This is a genomic window from Streptomyces sp. NPDC056948, assembly GCF_042674225.1.
Classification (GTDB): Bacteria; Actinomycetota; Actinomycetes; order Streptomycetales; family Streptomycetaceae; genus Streptomyces; species Streptomyces purpurascens.
This window is the reverse complement of sequence record NZ_JBHUQX010000001.1, coordinates 1-15,585: the sequence shown is the minus strand read 5'-3', so window position 1 is coordinate 15,585 and position 15,585 is coordinate 1. Positions and strand designations below refer to the sequence as shown.

13 protein-coding genes are annotated in these 15,585 nt (G+C 69.7%); 8 read left to right on the top strand and 5 right to left on the bottom strand.

Annotation, left to right across the window (positions count from 1 at the left end; genetic code table 11):
- The first annotated feature begins 36 nt into the window (after nucleotides 1-36).
- The 4 genes from ACFTZL_RS00065 (at nucleotide 37) to ACFTZL_RS00050 (ending at nucleotide 4,796) form a co-directional block, all read left to right on the top strand.
- A complete protein-coding gene (locus tag ACFTZL_RS00065; protein ID WP_382576206.1) occupies nucleotides 37-1,392 on the top strand; it encodes an extracellular solute-binding protein in 1,356 nt (451 codons plus the stop codon).
- A complete protein-coding gene (locus ACFTZL_RS00060; RefSeq protein WP_382576203.1) occupies nucleotides 1,389-2,330 on the top strand; it encodes a carbohydrate ABC transporter permease in 942 nt (313 codons plus the stop codon). The genes ACFTZL_RS00065 and ACFTZL_RS00060 overlap by 4 nt, the downstream gene beginning before the upstream one ends.
- The gene (locus ACFTZL_RS00055) at nucleotides 2,327-3,175 is read left to right on the top strand and encodes a carbohydrate ABC transporter permease (protein ID WP_382576201.1); all 849 of its coding nucleotides are present in this window, start codon (nucleotides 2,327-2,329) and stop codon (nucleotides 3,173-3,175) included. The genes ACFTZL_RS00060 and ACFTZL_RS00055 overlap by 4 nt, the downstream gene beginning before the upstream one ends.
- A 109-nt stretch (nucleotides 3,176-3,284) precedes the next feature.
- On the top strand, nucleotides 3,285-4,796 hold the full coding sequence (locus ACFTZL_RS00050) for an alpha-N-arabinofuranosidase (RefSeq protein WP_382576198.1): 1,512 nt from the start codon (nucleotides 3,285-3,287) through the stop codon (nucleotides 4,794-4,796).
- A 16-nt stretch (nucleotides 4,797-4,812) separates the two neighbouring features.
- On the opposite strand, the gene ACFTZL_RS00045 is transcribed toward ACFTZL_RS00050, so the two are convergent.
- Both ACFTZL_RS00045 and ACFTZL_RS00040 read right to left on the bottom strand, forming a co-directional pair.
- Nucleotides 4,813-5,868, bottom strand: a complete 1,056-nt coding sequence (locus ACFTZL_RS00045; RefSeq protein ID WP_382576196.1) for a hypothetical protein — start codon at nucleotides 5,866-5,868, stop codon at nucleotides 4,813-4,815.
- A gap of 150 nt (nucleotides 5,869-6,018) precedes the next feature.
- Complete coding sequence (locus tag ACFTZL_RS00040) at nucleotides 6,019-8,997, bottom strand: beta-galactosidase (protein ID WP_382576194.1); 2,979 nt, start codon at nucleotides 8,995-8,997, stop codon at nucleotides 6,019-6,021.
- Nucleotides 8,998-9,116: 119 nt separating this feature from the next.
- Here ACFTZL_RS00040 and ACFTZL_RS00035 point away from each other — a divergent pair, with 119 nt between their 5' ends.
- Nucleotides 9,117-9,575, top strand: a complete 459-nt coding sequence (locus tag ACFTZL_RS00035) for an Rrf2 family transcriptional regulator (RefSeq protein ID WP_184592257.1) — start codon at nucleotides 9,117-9,119, stop codon at nucleotides 9,573-9,575.
- Between the two features lie 318 nt (nucleotides 9,576-9,893).
- Nucleotides 9,894-10,538, top strand: a complete 645-nt coding sequence (locus tag ACFTZL_RS00030) for a DUF4360 domain-containing protein (RefSeq protein WP_382576192.1) — start codon at nucleotides 9,894-9,896, stop codon at nucleotides 10,536-10,538.
- Between the two features lie 74 nt (nucleotides 10,539-10,612).
- On the opposite strand, the gene ACFTZL_RS00025 is transcribed toward ACFTZL_RS00030, so the two are convergent.
- Nucleotides 10,613-11,386 (bottom strand): alpha/beta fold hydrolase, encoded by a 774-nt coding sequence (locus ACFTZL_RS00025; protein ID WP_382576189.1) that lies wholly within the window; start codon nucleotides 11,384-11,386, stop codon nucleotides 10,613-10,615.
- A gap of 75 nt (nucleotides 11,387-11,461) precedes the next feature.
- Between ACFTZL_RS00025 and ACFTZL_RS00020 the strand changes: the two genes are divergently transcribed.
- Nucleotides 11,462-12,016, top strand: coding sequence for a YciI family protein (locus ACFTZL_RS00020; protein ID WP_382576186.1), 555 nt, complete (start codon nucleotides 11,462-11,464; stop codon nucleotides 12,014-12,016).
- Between the two features lie 102 nt (nucleotides 12,017-12,118).
- Here ACFTZL_RS00020 and ACFTZL_RS00015 read toward each other — a convergent pair whose 3' ends face one another.
- Complete coding sequence (locus ACFTZL_RS00015) at nucleotides 12,119-12,694, bottom strand: CGNR zinc finger domain-containing protein (protein ID WP_382576184.1); 576 nt, start codon at nucleotides 12,692-12,694, stop codon at nucleotides 12,119-12,121.
- 82 nt (nucleotides 12,695-12,776) lie between these two features.
- Between ACFTZL_RS00015 and ACFTZL_RS00010 the strand changes: the two genes are divergently transcribed.
- A complete protein-coding gene (locus ACFTZL_RS00010; RefSeq protein WP_382576182.1) occupies nucleotides 12,777-13,949 on the top strand; it encodes an epoxide hydrolase family protein in 1,173 nt (390 codons plus the stop codon).
- A 126-nt stretch (nucleotides 13,950-14,075) separates the two neighbouring features.
- Here the strand turns inward: ACFTZL_RS00010 and ACFTZL_RS00005 are convergent, their stop codons facing one another.
- Nucleotides 14,076-14,861 (bottom strand): intradiol ring-cleavage dioxygenase, encoded by a 786-nt coding sequence (locus tag ACFTZL_RS00005; protein ID WP_382576179.1) that lies wholly within the window; start codon nucleotides 14,859-14,861, stop codon nucleotides 14,076-14,078.
- Nucleotides 14,862-15,585 lie beyond the last annotated feature (724 nt).

Below are 15,585 nucleotides of genomic sequence, written 5' to 3'. Positions count from 1 at the left end.
ATGCCGAACGCCGGACACCGACAGTAAGGACAGGGAATGGGACGACCTGGCCTGAATCGCAGGCAGCTACTGGGCGGGCTGGGAGGACTCTTCGCCGCGGGCAGCTTCGGCTTCGCCGCACTCGGCACCGGAGCCGACGCACTCGCCTCCGACGCGAACACCCGCGTCCGGTACTGGAACCTCTTCAGCGGCGGCGACGGCTCCAACATGATCGCCATGCTGGACGCCTTCCGTAAGGCCAACCCGGACATCGCCGTGAAGGACTCCACGCTCCAGTGGGGCAGCCCCTTCTACACCAAGCTCGCCATGGCCGCCGCGGGCAACCGCGCACCCGACCTCGGCGTCATGCACCTGGGCCGGGTCACCGGCTTCTCGCCCGGCCGCTTCCTGGACCCCTGGGACGTCGGACTGCTCGCCCAGTACGGCGTACGGGAGGAGGACTTCAACCCCGCGCTGTGGAAGCGCGCCGTCATCGACGGCAAGCTCTACGCCCTCCCGCTCGACATCCACGTCCAGCTCTGCTTCTACCGCAAGGACGTGCTGAAGAAGGCGGGGCTGCTCGGCGACGACGGCCGGATCGTGCCGGTCACCTCCCCCGACGAGTGGTTCGACGTCCTCAAGGAGGCCAGGAAGGCCACCAAGAAGGGCCTCCAGACCATCGGACTGTGGGCCAACGACCAGAACTTCCAGTGGTGGTTCTTCGTCGCCTTCTACACCCAGCTCGGCGGCACCTGGTTCAACGCCGCCGACACCGAGGTCACCTTCGACACCGACAAGGCCACCCAGGTCCTGGAGTTCCTGCGCCGCCACACCGCCGACGGATACGCCGATCCGGGCATGGGCTCCGTCGGCGCCGAACAGTTCATCAACGGCGCGCCCTTCGCCTGGGAGGGCAACTGGTCGGTCCCGGTGTACTCCGGAGCGAAGCTCGACTACGGCGCGACCCCGCTGCCGCCCGTCTTCGGCAAGCAGGCCACCCACGCCGAGTCGCACGCCTTCGTCCTGCCGCACCAGTCCGACCGCGGCGGCCCCACCAACGAGGCCGCCCACCGCCTCGCCGCCTACGTCGTCCGGCACGCCCGGCAGTGGGCGGCCGGCGGCCACATCCCCGCCTACACGCCCACCCTGTCCACGGCCGCGTACAAGGAGCTGAACCCGCAGAGCGAGTACGTGTCGGCCATGGACCACCAGGCCACCGAACCGAAGGTGTGGTTCGCGGGCTCCACCGGCATCCTCGCCCAGCGCGTCGGCCCGATCGTCGTCTCCGCCACGGTGGGCTCCGCCGAGCCGGAGACCGCCGCCCGCCGGATGAACAGCGCGCTCACCCGACTGCTCGCCATGAAGAACCCCATGGACGGCCACACCGCCGCAGAGGGAGGTGCGGCCGCATGACGGCGACCAGCGCCCAGAGCATCGCCGCACCCGCACGCGTGAAGACCGCCGCCGCCAGCGCCCGCCTCCGGCGCGGCCAGGGCTTCCAGCACGGCGGCTGGTTCGTCGCCCCGTTCCTGGTGCTCTTCGCCCTGTTCGTGATCTGGCCGCTGCTGCGCGGCGTCTACCTCAGCTTCACGGACGCCAACATCTCCGGCGAAGGCGCGAGCTTCATCGGCCTCGACAACTACCGAGAGGCCCTGAACGACCCGCTGATGTGGGACTCCCTCGGCCACAGCGCGTACTTCACGCTCCTGGTCGTCCCCTGCATCACGGTCCTCGCCTTCCTCCTCGCGATGCTCGCCCACCACATCGAACGCGGCAAGTGGCTGTGGCGCCTGTGCTTCTTCGCCCCGTTCCTGCTGCCCTCCACCGTCGCGGCCAACCTGTGGCAGTGGCTGTTCAACCCCGGCACCGGAATGATCAACCACGTCTTCGGCATCGAGACGCCCTGGCTGACCGACAAGTCCTACGCGATGCTCGCCATCGTCATCCAGACCCTGTGGTGGACGGTCGGCTTCAGCTTCCTGCTCTACCTCGCCGCACTCCAGGGCATCCCCGGCCACCTCTACGAGGCCGCCAAACTGGACGGCGCGAACGCCTGGCACCGCATGGTCCACATCACCCTGCCGATGCTGCGCAACATCACCGGGCTCGTCATCGCCCTGCAGATCCTGGCCTCGCTCCAGGTCTTCGACCAGGCCGTCGTGATGATGGACTTCCTCCCCGGGCCCGAGGGATCGACGCGCACCTTCGTCCAGTACACCCTCGAAGAGGGCTTCACCAGCTACCGCGTGGGCTACGCCTCCGCGATCTCCGTCATCTTCTTCGTGATCATCGCGGCCGTCGCCCTCGCCCGGATGTGGCTGCTGCGCAACCGTGAGGAGGCCGCCCGATGAGCACAGCCGCGCACCCCCGCAAGCCGTGGACGCCCAGCCAGATCGTGCTCACCCTCCTCGGCACCGCCGTCTCCGCCGTCTTCCTGGCCCCCTTCGCCTGGGGCCTGTTCACCTCGCTCAAGTCGGAGACCGAGGCGGTGGAGGTCCCCCCGCACTGGCTCCCGAGAGACTGGACGGGCCAGGCCTGGAAGGCCCTCTTCGAGACCGGCAACATCACCAACTGGTTCGTGAACTCCCTGGTCGTCTCGGTCTGCGTGACGTCCGTCGTCCTGCTGGTGAGCGCACTCGCCGGATACGGCTTCGCCCGCACCGAGTTCCGCGGCAAGAAGGCCCTGATGGGCCTGGTCATGGCGGGCCTGATGATCTCCCCGGCGGTCCTCGGCGTGCCGCTGTTCACCACCGTCCAGCAGATGGGCATGGTGGACACCTACTGGGGCATGATCCTGCCGCAGTGCGCCCCCGCCGCGATGGTCTACATCCTCTACAAGTTCTTCCAGGGCATCCCGCGCGAACTGGAGGAGGCCGCGTTCATCGACGGCGCGGGCCGCTGGCGGGTCTTCTTCACCATCGTCCTCCCGCTCTCCCGCCCGTCCCTCGCGGCGGTCGGCATCTTCACCTTCATCGCCTCGTGGAACAACTTCCTCTGGCCGTACATGGTGACCAACAACCCCGACCTGATGACCATGCCGAACGGCATCGCGACCGTCATGAACTCCTACGGCATCCAATGGGCCCAACTCATGGCCGGCGGCCTGATGGCGGGCCTGCCCCTGATCATCGTCTTCGTCTTCTTCCAGAGGCAGATAGTGGCGGGCGTCGCACATACAGGCTTGGCAGGCCAGTAGATAAGCGCCCCTTCAGGGGCGCGGGGCTGTGCTTAATTTGCGGCTCCGCCGCGTGGGCGCGACCAGCCACGACATAGCCGCAGACGAAACTGAACCTCGAAAGGCAAGCATGCAAACCGCCCGCTTCACCCTCAACCCCGCCTTCACCATCGGCGAAGTAAACCCCCGCCTCTTCGGCAGCTTCGTGGAACACCTCGGCCGCTGCGTCTACACCGGCATCTTCGAACCCGACCACCCCACAGCCGACGAAGCCGGCCTCCGCCAGGACGTCCTGGACCTCGTCAAGGAACTCGGCGTCACCACCATCCGCTACCCCGGCGGCAACTTCGTCTCCGGCTACAAGTGGGAGGACTCGGTCGGCCCCGCCGAGGAACGCCCCCGCCGCCTCGACCTCGCCTGGCGCTCCACCGAGACGAACCGCTTCGGCCTCTCCGAGTACATCGCCTTCCTGAAGAAGGTCGGCCCGCAGGCCGAGCCCATGATGGCCCTCAACCTCGGCACCCGGGGCGTCGCCGAGGCCCTCGAACTCCAGGAGTACGCCAACCACCCGGCCGGCACGGCCCTGTCCGACCTCCGTGCCGCGCACGGCGACAAGGACCCCTTCGGCATCAAGCTGTGGTGCCTGGGCAACGAGATGGACGGCCCCTGGCAGACCGGCCACAAGACCGCCCAGGAGTACGGCCGGATCGCCGCCGAGACCGCCCGCGCGATGCGCCAGATCGACCCGGGCGTCGAACTCGTCGCCTGCGGCTCCTCCAGCCAGTCCATGCCGACCTTCGCCGCGTGGGAGGCGACGGTCCTGGAGGAGACGTACGACCTCGTCGACCACATCTCCCTGCACGCCTACTACCAGCCCGAGGACGGCGACGTCGACTCCTTCCTGGCCTCCGCCGTCGACATGGAGTCCTTCATCGAGAACGTGGTCGCCACCTGCGATCACGTGGGCGCCAGGCTGAAGTCCGAGAAGAAGATCAACCTCTCCTTCGACGAGTGGAACGTCTGGTACATCTCGGAGTGGCACGAGATCGAGAACTCCGGCGCGCGGGACTGGGCGGAGGCCCCCCGCCTCCTGGAGGACAACTACAGCGTCATGGACGCGGTCGTCTTCGGCTCGCTCCTCATCGGCCTGCTCCGGCACGCCGACCGCGTCACGGTCGCCTGCCTCGCCCAGCTCGTCAACGTCATCGCGCCGATCATGACCGAGCCGGGCGGCCCGGCCTGGCGGCAGACCACGTTCTTCCCGTTCGCGCAGGCGAGCCGGTACGGCCGCGGCCAGGTCCTCGACGTCCGCGTCGACTCACCGACGTACGAGACGAAGAAGTACGGCGAGGCCGACCTGCTGCACGCCACCGCCGTACGCGCCGAGGACGGCACGGTCACCGTGTTCGCCGTCAACCGCAGCCGCACCGAGGCGCTGCCGCTCGAGGTCGCCCTGAGCGGGCTCGGCCTGTCGTCGGTCGTCGAGCACAGCGCCCTCGCGGACGCCGACCCCGACGCCCGCAACACCCTCGACGACCCCGAGCGGGTCACCCCGCACGCGGTCGAGGGCACGGCTCTCCAGGACGGCACGCTGAGCACCGTCCTGGAGCCGCTGTCGTGGAACGTGATCCGGCTGGCGTGACGACCGGACGGGCGGATCAGCGTTCGATCCGGAGCTGGGCGGCCGAGGACGCCGAGGTCGACGTCGTGCCGACCGCCCAGTAGCCGCCCGCTGAACCCGGCACGGAGGCAAGGGCGTTCATGACGACGGGGGTCGTGGCCACCGGCCCCCGTTCACTCACCCAGGCCGTGCCGTCCCAGCGCAGGTAGTGGGCCCGGGTCTGGTCCCAGAAGTCCCACCCGGCGATACGGTCCGGCTGTCCCTGCGCGTCGGCGACGATCCCGTTGAGCATGCCGACGCCGAACGGCTTGGTGACGCTCTCCCAGGTGCTGCCGTCCCCGTGCAGGAGAAGCACCCCCGGGGGTTTGCCGACCGGGCCGCCGACGCCGTAGTCGTACCCGACGAGCCACAGGTCGTCGTCCGCCACCGGCAGCAGCCCGGTGATGCTCGCGCGGATGCCCTGGTAGGCGGGCAGTTCGCTCCAGGCGGAGCCGTCCCAGCGGGCGACGATCCCGACGCCGTACAACCACACGTCACCGGCCTGGGTGAGCTGGACACCCGAAGGCGTGGCTGCGGTCGCGCTCGGGGGCGCGGGCAGCCAGGTCCAGGTGCCACCGTCCCGGTGCAGGAGCACTTGGCCGTCCGAGGTACGCCCGGAGAACCAGGCTCCGCCACCCGGGTCGACCGCGACACCGGTGAGGGAGGTGCCGGACTGGCCCCGGCCGGGGAAGTCGCTCTCCCGCCAGGTTCCTCCGTCCCACGCGAGCAGATGCGTGACCCCGGCCGTGTCGGTGCCGATCGCCCACGCCGAGCCGGCGCACGTACCGGCCACGGAGTGCAGGTAGCCGCGGAAGCCCAGGTGGCCGAGGCCGGTCCGCGCCCATGCCGTGCCGTCCCACACGAGGGCCAGCGGCGAGCCGAGCGTGCTTCCGCCGCGGCCCTCCTCGCCCACGGCCCACGCCAGGCCGTCCCGGGCGGCGGCGACATCCCGCAACTGGGCGGCCGCTGTGCCCGCCGGTGTCGGCACGGCCTGCCACGCATGAGGTGCGCCGGTGTCCCGGGCGATCGCGGCCGGGGCGAGTCCGAGACCCACCCCGGCACCGACTAATCCGCTGATGAAACGCCGTCTTCGCACGAGGTTCCCCTCCCGGTCGAAAGCCCTTGAAAGGCCAAACGGTGAACCAGCGTGCCGCAGAAGGCAATGCACGAGAACGGCTCGATCCGGTCACGCCGGTCGCTCCGGTCACACGGGCTTGACCGGCACTCCTCCCGCCGCCGCGCCCAGCAGGGTCAGCCGTACATCCTTGGGGCCCGAAGGTGTGCTGCCGTCCGACAGCACCGCCAGCGCCAGTGTGTTGGCCCCACGTGTGCGGAGGATCCCGTTCGGCAGCACAAAGGTGTGCTGCGGCCCTACGTCGTTGATGTACTGGCCCATGTTCCAGCCGTTGAGGAAGAGCTGAACGCGGTAGGCCCGGCCCGGGTCGTCGTCGAGGACGAGCCCGATCGAGGCGTCGACACCCGGGTCGACGTCCAGCCGGAAGTCCGTCCGGTACCAGGTGACGCCCTGCCGCCGGTCGGCCCGGGGCAGCTCGGCGTCCTTCCAGTCCTCGTCCTCATGCTCGGGCAGATGCCAGCCCTCGCGCTCCCCGTGCAGCCCGCCGTTGTTCATCGGGCCACGCACGGGGTCGGGCGTGGACGCGCCCTGGACACGCCACTTCACCTCGGGGGAGGCGCCCTCGAAGGTGACGGCGGTCAGGCCGCGCGCCGCCTTGTGCGTGTCGAGCGCCTTGCCGTCCATGTCGTGCGGCATGGGCCGGACGAGCACGGACAGCACATGCCGGTCGCGCTCTCCGTCCCGCGCCTCACGGAACCCCTCCCGCAGCTTCTCCGGCAGGGCGAAGGTGGCTTTCGCCGTCCACGTCCCCTGCCGGGCCCGGCTCTTGTCCGGTACGGGCATCCGGTGGGTGCCCAGCGGCTCGCCGTCCAGCCAGGCCATGAGCAGGCCCTGCGTGCCCGTGCTGTAGGCGAGGGAGACGGACTCGATGCCGTTCTCGTCGTTCCACTCGCCCCGGTACCAGACGTCGCCGTAGTGGAAGCCGTAGTCGTCGGCGAACAGGACGGGCTGCCCGTCGGGGACGGGCGTCGTGCTGAAGGAGGTCGTCTTGTCGGCCGCGGTCCAGCCGGAGTCGTCGAATCCGGGCTCGGCTTCCGGGTTCTCGGTCCGCCGCCGCCAGTCGTCGAGTGCGGGCAGGGTCGGCCGCGTCACGCCGGGGAGCGGCCGCAGTGCCAGCAGGCTGCCGGAGGCGCTGATCCGGACGGGCACCGGGCGCCCGTTCCAGGTGACGTGGGTGATCCCGCGCGGCCCCCACACCTCGAGGCCGGTCGTGCCGGTCGTGTCGCCGGTGAGGTGGGCCGTGGAGCCGCGCAGGGTCGCCGACCGCAGCAGGGCGGGGCCGTAGACGAGGAGCGCGCCGGAGGGTGTCTCGTACGGCCACAGCCGCAGGGCGGTCGCGTCGTCGGCGAACAGCACCAGCATCGGCGTGTCCACGCCGTCGCCCTCGACCCGCACCCGGCTCAGCCCGCCGGCGCCGAGCGGAGCGGTGATGTTCAGCTTGTTGAGGTTCCAGGACCATGCGGGCTCCGCGTCCAGCCGCATGGGTGTCGGCTCGTCGGGGCATTCCAGCACGACCTGCGCGAGGTCGCCCCGCCGGCCCGCGAACACGGCGATGTCCAGCCGTCCGGCGGTCAGGCTCAGCATCGGCTGCACGGTGGCGTGCACCAGCGTCCGCTTCCCGAGCTTCAGATCGGCGGCGATCAGCTTGGCGTCCCGCGCCGGGACCATGACCGGCACGTCGATCCCGGCGTCCGGCAGCGTCACCGAGACCGCCTCGGCGGAGTCGTTGCGCAGGACGTAGAAGTGGGCGCCGGTGTCGGGATTGGTCAGGGGATAGACCTTGATCCGCTTGTCGGTGGCGCGCACGGCCTTCGCCCGGTTCAGCTTGGCGAGGTCGGGCAGGTGGCGCACCGACTGCCCGATCTGGTGCATCGAGGCGAGCTTGGGGGTGGCGTTGCGGGCCTCGTCGAAGGCAGCGCCGTAGTCGTACGACGTGTAGACGGCCGGCGCGGGCAGCCAGCCCCAGGAGGTACCGCCGAACGTCATGTAGACGTTGTGCAGCGTGATGCCGTTGGCGAGGTTGGTCAGGTAGAAGCGCCGCTCGTACGCCGCGTCCCGGGTCCGGCGCGACTCGGCGTACCCCTTCCCGCCGAACCAGGACCCGCCCCACGGGTCGAACCAGCCCCCGCCGAACTCGGGCACGAACCCGGGCGTGCGCGGACTGGCCGTGGCCCCGCCCTTCGCCCCGCCGGAGCCGAAGTGCCCCCAGTCGGGCGGCACCTGCTCCGGCTCCGGATACCCGTCGAACCCGTACAGCCAGCGCCCCTTCTCACCGCCGGTGCCGAACGACCCGGGCGCCCAGTGGCCGTTGCGGCCCTTGTCGTTGTGGAACAGCGGTACGTCGATGCCGTCGGCGCGGACCTTCTCGTACAGGTACGACATGTAGGCGCGCCCGGCCGGCTCGTCGACGTGCGCGTCGTACTCGTTCTCGATCTGGTACAGCAGGACCGTGCCCGTACCCCGGGTGAACAGGCGCTTCGCGACGATGGCGTTGACCGCGGTCAGCCACTCGTCGACATACTTCAGATACGTCGGATCGGAGGTCCGGGCCGTGCCCTCGGTGGCGGTCAGCCAGCCGGGGAAGCCGCCGGCGTCGACCTCCGCGTTGATGTACGGGCCGGGCCGCAGGATCACGTAGAGGCCGGTCTCGGCGGCCGTCCGCAGGAACAGGTCCAGATCGCGCACCCCGGTGAAGTCGTACCGGCCGGGAGCGGCGGAATGGCAGTTCCATGCGACGTACACGCTGACGGCGTTGTAGCCATGGGCACGCATCTTCTCCAGCACGTCCCGCCACAGGGACGGGCTCGGCAGCCGGAAGGGGTGCATCTCGCCCGACCAGAGCACCAGGCGGCGGTCGTCGACCAGCAGCGAGTACCGGTCGAAGCCGATCCGGTGCCGCTTGCCGTCCGCGCTCGGCACCGGCGGCGGCGGGCCGGTGGGCGCGGTCCGTGCCGTATGGGCGGAGGTCGGCGACCCGCTGCCGGTCAGCGCGAAGCCGAGCGCCGCCGTGCCGGCGAGAGCGTGGAAGGTACGCCTGCTGAGCTCCAAGGGAGCGCCTCCTGTTGTGCTGCCGTGCCGTGCGTGGTGCTTGCGTGTGCGTGGTGCTTACGTGGTGCCTGTGCGGTGCTGTGCGTCATTGTCCACAGGCCGACCGCGACAATGGTCCTATGAGGATCTCGGCACGTGCGGACTACGCGGTACGAGCGGTCGTGGAGCTGGCCGCCCGGCAGGAAGAAGGGCCCGTCAAGGCGGAGGCCGTCGCCACCGCGCAGGACATCCCCCACAAGTTCCTGGAGGGGATCCTCGGCGATCTGCGGCGTGGGGGTGTCGTCGACAGCCGGCGGGGCGGGGGCGGCGGCTACCGGCTGGCCCGGGAGGCCTCGGAGATCACGGTCGCCGACGTGATCCGTGCCGTGGACGGACCGATCGTCTCGGTGCGCGGCGAGCGGCCGACCGGCCTCGCCTACAGCGGCACCGCCGAGCCGCTGCTGCCGCTGTGGATCGCCCTGCGGGCCAATGTGCGCAGGATCCTGGAGGGCGTGACGGTCGCCGACCTCGCGGCCGGCGCGCTGCCCGAGCAGGTGGAGCGGCTGGCGGCGGAACCGGCGGCCTGGGAGAACCCCTGACGGGCCGCGTCCGCGGGTGGTCCGGTGGGCGAGTCCCTGGGTGATCCTCATCGCGTCCTCGGGGTGGCCTCGGTCTGACGCACTGGTACCGCACCTTATGCGTCCGCCGACGCCCGGTGCGAAATCCCGCCACTGTGAATGGCCGGAGTGCGACCTGGCCGACCTCTCCGGCCCTGCGTACGATGCGACCGCTCCCGACCTTCACAGCTCCTTCATGGAATGGTCACAGGCCGGGGGTGCATGCGCGGTCGCCTGCTCTGATCTTGACATGCGCATGCCCACTTCATGATCCACCCCCCACGAACCGATGGGAGAACCATGGCCGGTGGCCTGCTCCTGAGCGGCGCGGTAGCCGCGCTCCTCACCAGCGCACTCCCCGCAACATCCCCGTCCTCCGGGTTCGACGACCCGCCCCCGGACAAGATCATCATCCAGGTCGCCACGGTGAACGGCTCCGGCTGTCCGCAGGGCACGGCAGCGGTCGCCGTCTCCGAGGACAACACCGCCTTCACGGTGACCTACAGCGACTACCTCGCCCAGGCAGGCGGGAACTCCGACCCGACCGCGTTCCGCAGGAACTGCCAGCTCAACCTGAAGGTCCACGTCCCCGGCGGCTTCACCTACGCCATCGCGAGCGCGGACTACCGAGGCTTCGCCGCCCTCCAGCGCGGCGCGAGCGCGTCCCAGAGAGCCTCGTACTACTTCCAGGGCTCGCCCAGCACGGTGTACAAGAACCACCCCTTCAGCGGCCCCCTCAACGACAACTGGCAGGCCACCGACGAGACGGACTGGGCCCAACTGGTCTACGCACCCTGCGGAGTCCAGCGCAACTTCAACATCAACACCGAACTCCGGGTCAACGCCGGCACCCAGTCGGCCGACAAGGTCAGCTTCATGACGATGGACTCCACGGACGGGGACATCAGCACGGTGTACCACCTGGCGTGGAAGGAGTGCCCGTAGTTCTGACGGGCTGAACGGGGGCGGCCCGCCCGCGGGGGTGGGCCGCGCTCGACCACCGACCCTCTCCTGCTTTTTCAGCGCTCTGCGAGCGCCGCCGCGGTGGCTTTCACGAAGGCCTCCGGGTTGTCCAGCATGATGTTGTGGCCGCAGTCGGGAATCGCGACGACGGACACCCCCGACTCGGTGAGGGCGTCCGCGCCCGGGAGCGGACCGTCGGCCTCGGGGAGCAGGAAGGCGCGCGGGATCCTCAGATCGAGCAGGAGTTCCCGCATGGTGGGGACGGAACCGCGGATGAGATGCAACGCGCTGCGGTGCAGGGCCTCCCGGCCGGCCAGCCGCATGGTGGACCACCAGTGCGCACCGACCCGGTCGCGGACCTCCTCCCAGCCCCCGCCCCGCGCGAACTCCTCCTCGGTGTAGAAGGCGATACCGCTGCTGCCGGATGACCCGGGCGCACGCCGGATGGGATCGAGGTTGGCGTCGATCAGGACCAGCCGGGAGACCAGGCGGGGGTGGCGGGCGGCCAGGACGATGGCCACGGAGCCGCCCATGCTGTGCGCGATCAGCTCCGCGCCCTCGACGCCGGCCTGGGTCAGGGCGGCGGCGAGGGCGTCGGCGTGTGATTCCAGGGTGTAGTCGAAGGTGGTCGGCCGGTCGCTGATGCCGTGCCCCAGCAGGTCGATCAACAGCGAGCGGCGTCCGGCCAGCCGGGGATCGACCGCGACCTCCGTGAAGTAGGCGGGCGATGTGGCGCCCAGCCCGTGCACGTAGACGCGTGGCGGCTCCTGCCCCGGCAGCTCGACCCAGCGGATGTGATCGCCCTCGGGCGTTACGGCGACGCTGCGCACGGTGTGTTCTCCTGCGGTCACGAATCGGTGGAGAGACGAGCGTAGCCAGCGGTCGAGATGGAAGGTTCTGGGGTCATGGAGTTCTTCTGCTATCACCGTGATCGGGTCGGCTCCCTGCGACTGCGTGAGGAACTGGGGGAGGCGCACTGGGCCTATATGGACCAGTACGAGGCCGAGTTGATCGCCCGTGGCCCGACCTTCGCGAATGACGGCGAGACGCCCACCGGCAGCGTCCACATCGTCGACCTCCCCGATCCCGCCGCGGCCCGGGCCTTCGCCTTCGACGAGCCCAACTACCAGGCCGGGGCGTACCGGGACGTACTGCTCCGCCGCTGGCGCAACCTGCTGGACCGCACCATGTGGGACTTCCCCGGCGGCCCGACGGCCGGCAACCGCTACCTCGTACTCGGCGTCGGCCCGGACCAGGCCACCGACCTCGAAGTACCTTCCGCGGCGGCCCGGAACGACCTGATCGCGTACGGGCCGCTGCTGTCGGACGACGGTGAGGTGTGGGTGGGTACGGCGGCGCTGGTGAGGGCCTCGGATGCGGACGCCGCGCGGGGGGTCCTGGCGGAGGGGCGGTATGCGGATGTCGAGGTGTGGGCTTGGGAGTTCGGGGGGCGGCGGTGACGGGCGGGGCCCGATGACCTGAGAATGCTCTCCGTCCACGGACGTGAGTTCGCCGCTCCATTCGGGATGTACCGAGCTATTCGGGATCTACCGAGGTAACGATCACTCCGCTGATCTGGGGTTCCTTCGCTGGTTGGCGTTGAAGCGCGCTTTCTTCTGACGATTCCCGCACGTGTTCATGTCGCACCATTTGCGAGTGCGGCTTTGGCTGGTGTCGAAGAAGGCGGCTCGGCAGGTCGGTGATCCGCACAAGGCCAATTTTCCGTCTCGTTCGCCTGCGATGATGCTGATCGCGTCGGCGGCGATCACGCTGAGGGCATCTTCCACGCAGGAAGCCGAGCCGAGCCGCCATCGCCGCTTGCCCTCGGGCGTCAGGATCGCCGCGGCCCGACCCTGAGCGCTGCGGTCATTGATGACCTGGACAGCGGACGCGGGGAGAGCGTCCTGGATCGCGGCCGCTGTCGCGGCGGCGTGAATCGACTCCCTCAGTTCCCGGGCGAGGTCGAGCTGGGCAGTGGTGCAGGAGTCCACGGCGAGGCCGTTCACCGCCAGCCAGTCGATGAGTCGCTGCGGCGTGGGAATGCGCTCCACGGCGTTGCCGCGACGCTCCGACAGAGTCCCCGTGAAGCTGGTCGCCAGCACGCTGCCGAGGCGGAAGTCAGGGAATCCAGCACGCATGGAACCACCTTAGCCGGTTGCGGCGTGACTCTGGGGCCTGCTAGAACCGTCTTAGCCGGTTCCACGATGGCCAGGAGGTCTCATGCCCCGTCCGACCAGCGACGTGCAAGCATTTGAAGCCCATGCAAGGGACGCCGACCTCGACGATCTGCGCGCGCGACTGGCCGCGGCGCGACTACCGGAGGCCGAGACGGTCCACCGCGCCGCGCCCGACCCTCGCCGATGGGAGCAGGGCGTTCCTCTCGCCGACCTCGTCGAGGTCGTGGACTACTGGCGCACCGGGTACGACTGGCGGTCGTTCGAAGAGCGCCTCAACCGGATCGGCCAGTTCCGCACGACCATTGATGATCTGGGAATCCACTTCCTGCACCGCCGATCCGCGCGCGCAGATGCCACTCCTCTGATCTTGACGCACGGCTGGCCGGACAGCATTGCGCGGTTCATCGACGTAGTGGACGAGCTGGCAGATCCGAAAGATGCGGACGCGCCGGCGTTCCACGTCGTGGTCCCGTCGCTCCCGGGCTTCGGTTACAGCGACAAGCCGGCCACCACCGGGTGGGGAACCGAAAAGATCGCGGCCGCATGGGTGGAACTGATGGGCAGGCTCGGCTACAGCGAGTTCGCAGCCCACGGCGGCGACTGGGGAGGCAACATCACCACGGTTCTCGCCGGCAGGTTCCCGGCGCACGTTCTCGGCATCCACACGACGTTCGCGGAGGGACCGCCCGGGTTGACGACGGACGGGCTGACGGCGGTCGAGCGCAAGTGGACCGAGCAAACCCGCGATTTCTGGCGCCACCGCGCGGCATACGCGAAGCAGCAGGCGACCCGACCGCAGACCATCGGCTACTCGCTCGTCGACTCACCGGTCGGGCTTCTCGCCTGGATCCTCGACAAGTTCGCCGAGTGGTCAGACACCGAGGACAGCCCGTTCGAGACGATTTCCAGGGACAGCGTTCTTGACAACGTCACCCTGTACTGGCTGACGCGGAGCGGCGCATCGTCGGCCCGCATCTACTACGAAAGCCACAACTCGCTGGATCCCGAACTTCGGGTCGACGTCCCGTCGGCAATCACCATGTATCCCCGCGACGTCGAGAAGTGTCCGCGCCCCTGGGCACAGGAGCGGTACCGGCAAATCGTCCGATGGGGGTCGCCCGAAAACGGGGGACATTTCCCGTCGCTGGAGGTTCCCGGGTATTTCGTCAAAGATCTGCGAGAGGGCCTCGCGGCAGTGCTGGCCGCCCATCGGTGAACGCGGCTCGGCGACCCGGCACTCGATCACCGCCCGATCATCGCCCGATCACCGCCTGATCCGACTCAAGGCGTTGCGACAGGGGCCGCCCGTTGGGCGAGCGGCCCCTGCGATGCCTGCTCGGTGTCAGCCCTGTTCCACGCCCAACGTCAGCGTGCCCGCGTAGCCCGACGATGTCGTGCTGCCCAGGGGTGTGAGGGTGAGGAGGCCTGAGGCTGCGCCTCCCTCGTCGTAGATGGAGTCCTGGGCCAGGGTGGTTCGGGGGACCGTGTTGATCGCGTACTGGGAGAGGGCCGCGACCCTGGTCGTGATGGTTTCGCTGAAGAAGAGCTGGCCGGTGTGGAGTTCCTCGCCGCCGGTGAAGGAGCCGTCGGGGGTCAGGGTGACGTCCGTGTGGACCTTGATGTGGATGTGCACGCAGCGGCCCCGGTACCAGCCCGGGTAGACCGAGGTGATCTTCGCGACGCCGTTCGAGTCGGTGAGGACGCCGCCGCGCAGGAACGTGCCGTTGTCCGGCTCGTCATGGCCGTTGTTGCCCACGAAGCCGGAGTACTCGCCGAGCGCGTCCGAGTGCCAGATCTCGACCAGGGCGTTCTTGAGCGGGACGCAGGTGTCGTCGTCCACGACCGTGAGCGTCAGGTTCAGGGGGATGCCCGTCTTGTCCTCGCTGATGTCCGAGCGGACGAACTGTCCGTCGAGGTAGTACGGGCCTTCGGTCATCTCCTTCGTGAGGGTGCAAACGGCCGTGGCGGCGACGGGAGCGGTGGTCGTCGCGTCAGGTGTGGCGGTGTCCCTCGCTGCGGCCGCGCCGACTGCCAGGGTGGCGGCGGTGGCGCCGGTGGCGAGCAGCACGGTACGGCGGCCGATGGGGGTGCGTGCCGATGAGTTGGTGCCCGAGTTCTTGTCTGTCATGAACACGGCAGATTAGGAGGGGAGGCTGTTGGTGAGCTGTGAGTTCGGCAAAGTGATGTGCAGTCAAGTGCGTTGTCGGACAGGGGGTTTGCGAGGTGCTGGTGGGGCCGCCCGCTTCTTGGTCAGTGTCGTGCTTCCGCGAGCCGAGTAAAGGGCGCTACGCGTCGCCTTCGGCGATCGACCTTCGGCCGCCCCTTGACTCGGCTCCCTCCAGCACGGGAGAGAAGCGAGCGGGCGGCCGGGGAGGAACGGGTGGCCAGGGGCGTCGGCCCCTTCGGTGGGTCGTGTGGTTGCCCGGGGTTGAGGGGCGCGTCAGCGGGGTGGCGGCACGCCGCGCGGGCTTAGCGGCCACCGGCCGTGGGTGTTCGGGCACGCCGGGTGGGGCGGGGGCGGCTTGAGGACGGCGATTGGAGCATTCGGGTCGCCAGTGAGGAGCGATGCCCAGGTCAGGTGCCCTTGGGAGGGAGGCGGGCATGCCCAAACGCTCCAATGGCAGGCGGCGCCCCTGCGAACCGGGTCATGGGCCAGGCAGGCCGGCGTTCGCCGCACTACCCACCGCCGGTGGCCGCAGCCCGCCCGGCGTGCCGCCACTCCGCCGGCGCGTCCCGCATCGCCGAGTGGCCATGGAGTCGCCCGAAGGGCCCGATTGCCCTGGCCACCCGCCTTTCCGGGCCGCTCGCTCGCTTCTCTCCCGTGCTGGAGGGAGCCGAGTCAAGGGGCGGCC

Bases quoted from the DNA above. Each gene is read 5' to 3' on its own strand.
- ACFTZL_RS00055 (WP_382576201.1), top strand. From the start codon at position 2,327: ATGAGCACAGCCGCGCACCCCCGCAAGCCGTGGACGCCCAGCCAGATC.
- ACFTZL_RS00035 (WP_184592257.1), top strand. From the start codon at position 9,117: ATGAGGATCTCGGCACGTGCGGACTACGCGGTACGAGCGGTCGTGGAG.
- ACFTZL_RS00030 (WP_382576192.1), top strand. From the start codon at position 9,894: ATGGCCGGTGGCCTGCTCCTGAGCGGCGCGGTAGCCGCGCTCCTCACC.
- ACFTZL_RS00060 (WP_382576203.1), top strand. From the start codon at position 1,389: ATGACGGCGACCAGCGCCCAGAGCATCGCCGCACCCGCACGCGTGAAG.
- ACFTZL_RS00050 (WP_382576198.1), top strand. From the start codon at position 3,285: ATGCAAACCGCCCGCTTCACCCTCAACCCCGCCTTCACCATCGGCGAA.
- ACFTZL_RS00010 (WP_382576182.1), top strand. From the start codon at position 12,777: ATGCCCCGTCCGACCAGCGACGTGCAAGCATTTGAAGCCCATGCAAGG.
- ACFTZL_RS00020 (WP_382576186.1), top strand. From the start codon at position 11,462: ATGGAGTTCTTCTGCTATCACCGTGATCGGGTCGGCTCCCTGCGACTG.
- ACFTZL_RS00005 (WP_382576179.1), bottom strand. From the start codon at position 14,861: ATGACAGACAAGAACTCGGGCACCAACTCATCGGCACGCACCCCCATC.
- ACFTZL_RS00065 (WP_382576206.1), top strand. From the start codon at position 37: ATGGGACGACCTGGCCTGAATCGCAGGCAGCTACTGGGCGGGCTGGGA.
- ACFTZL_RS00015 (WP_382576184.1), bottom strand. From the start codon at position 12,694: ATGCGTGCTGGATTCCCTGACTTCCGCCTCGGCAGCGTGCTGGCGACC.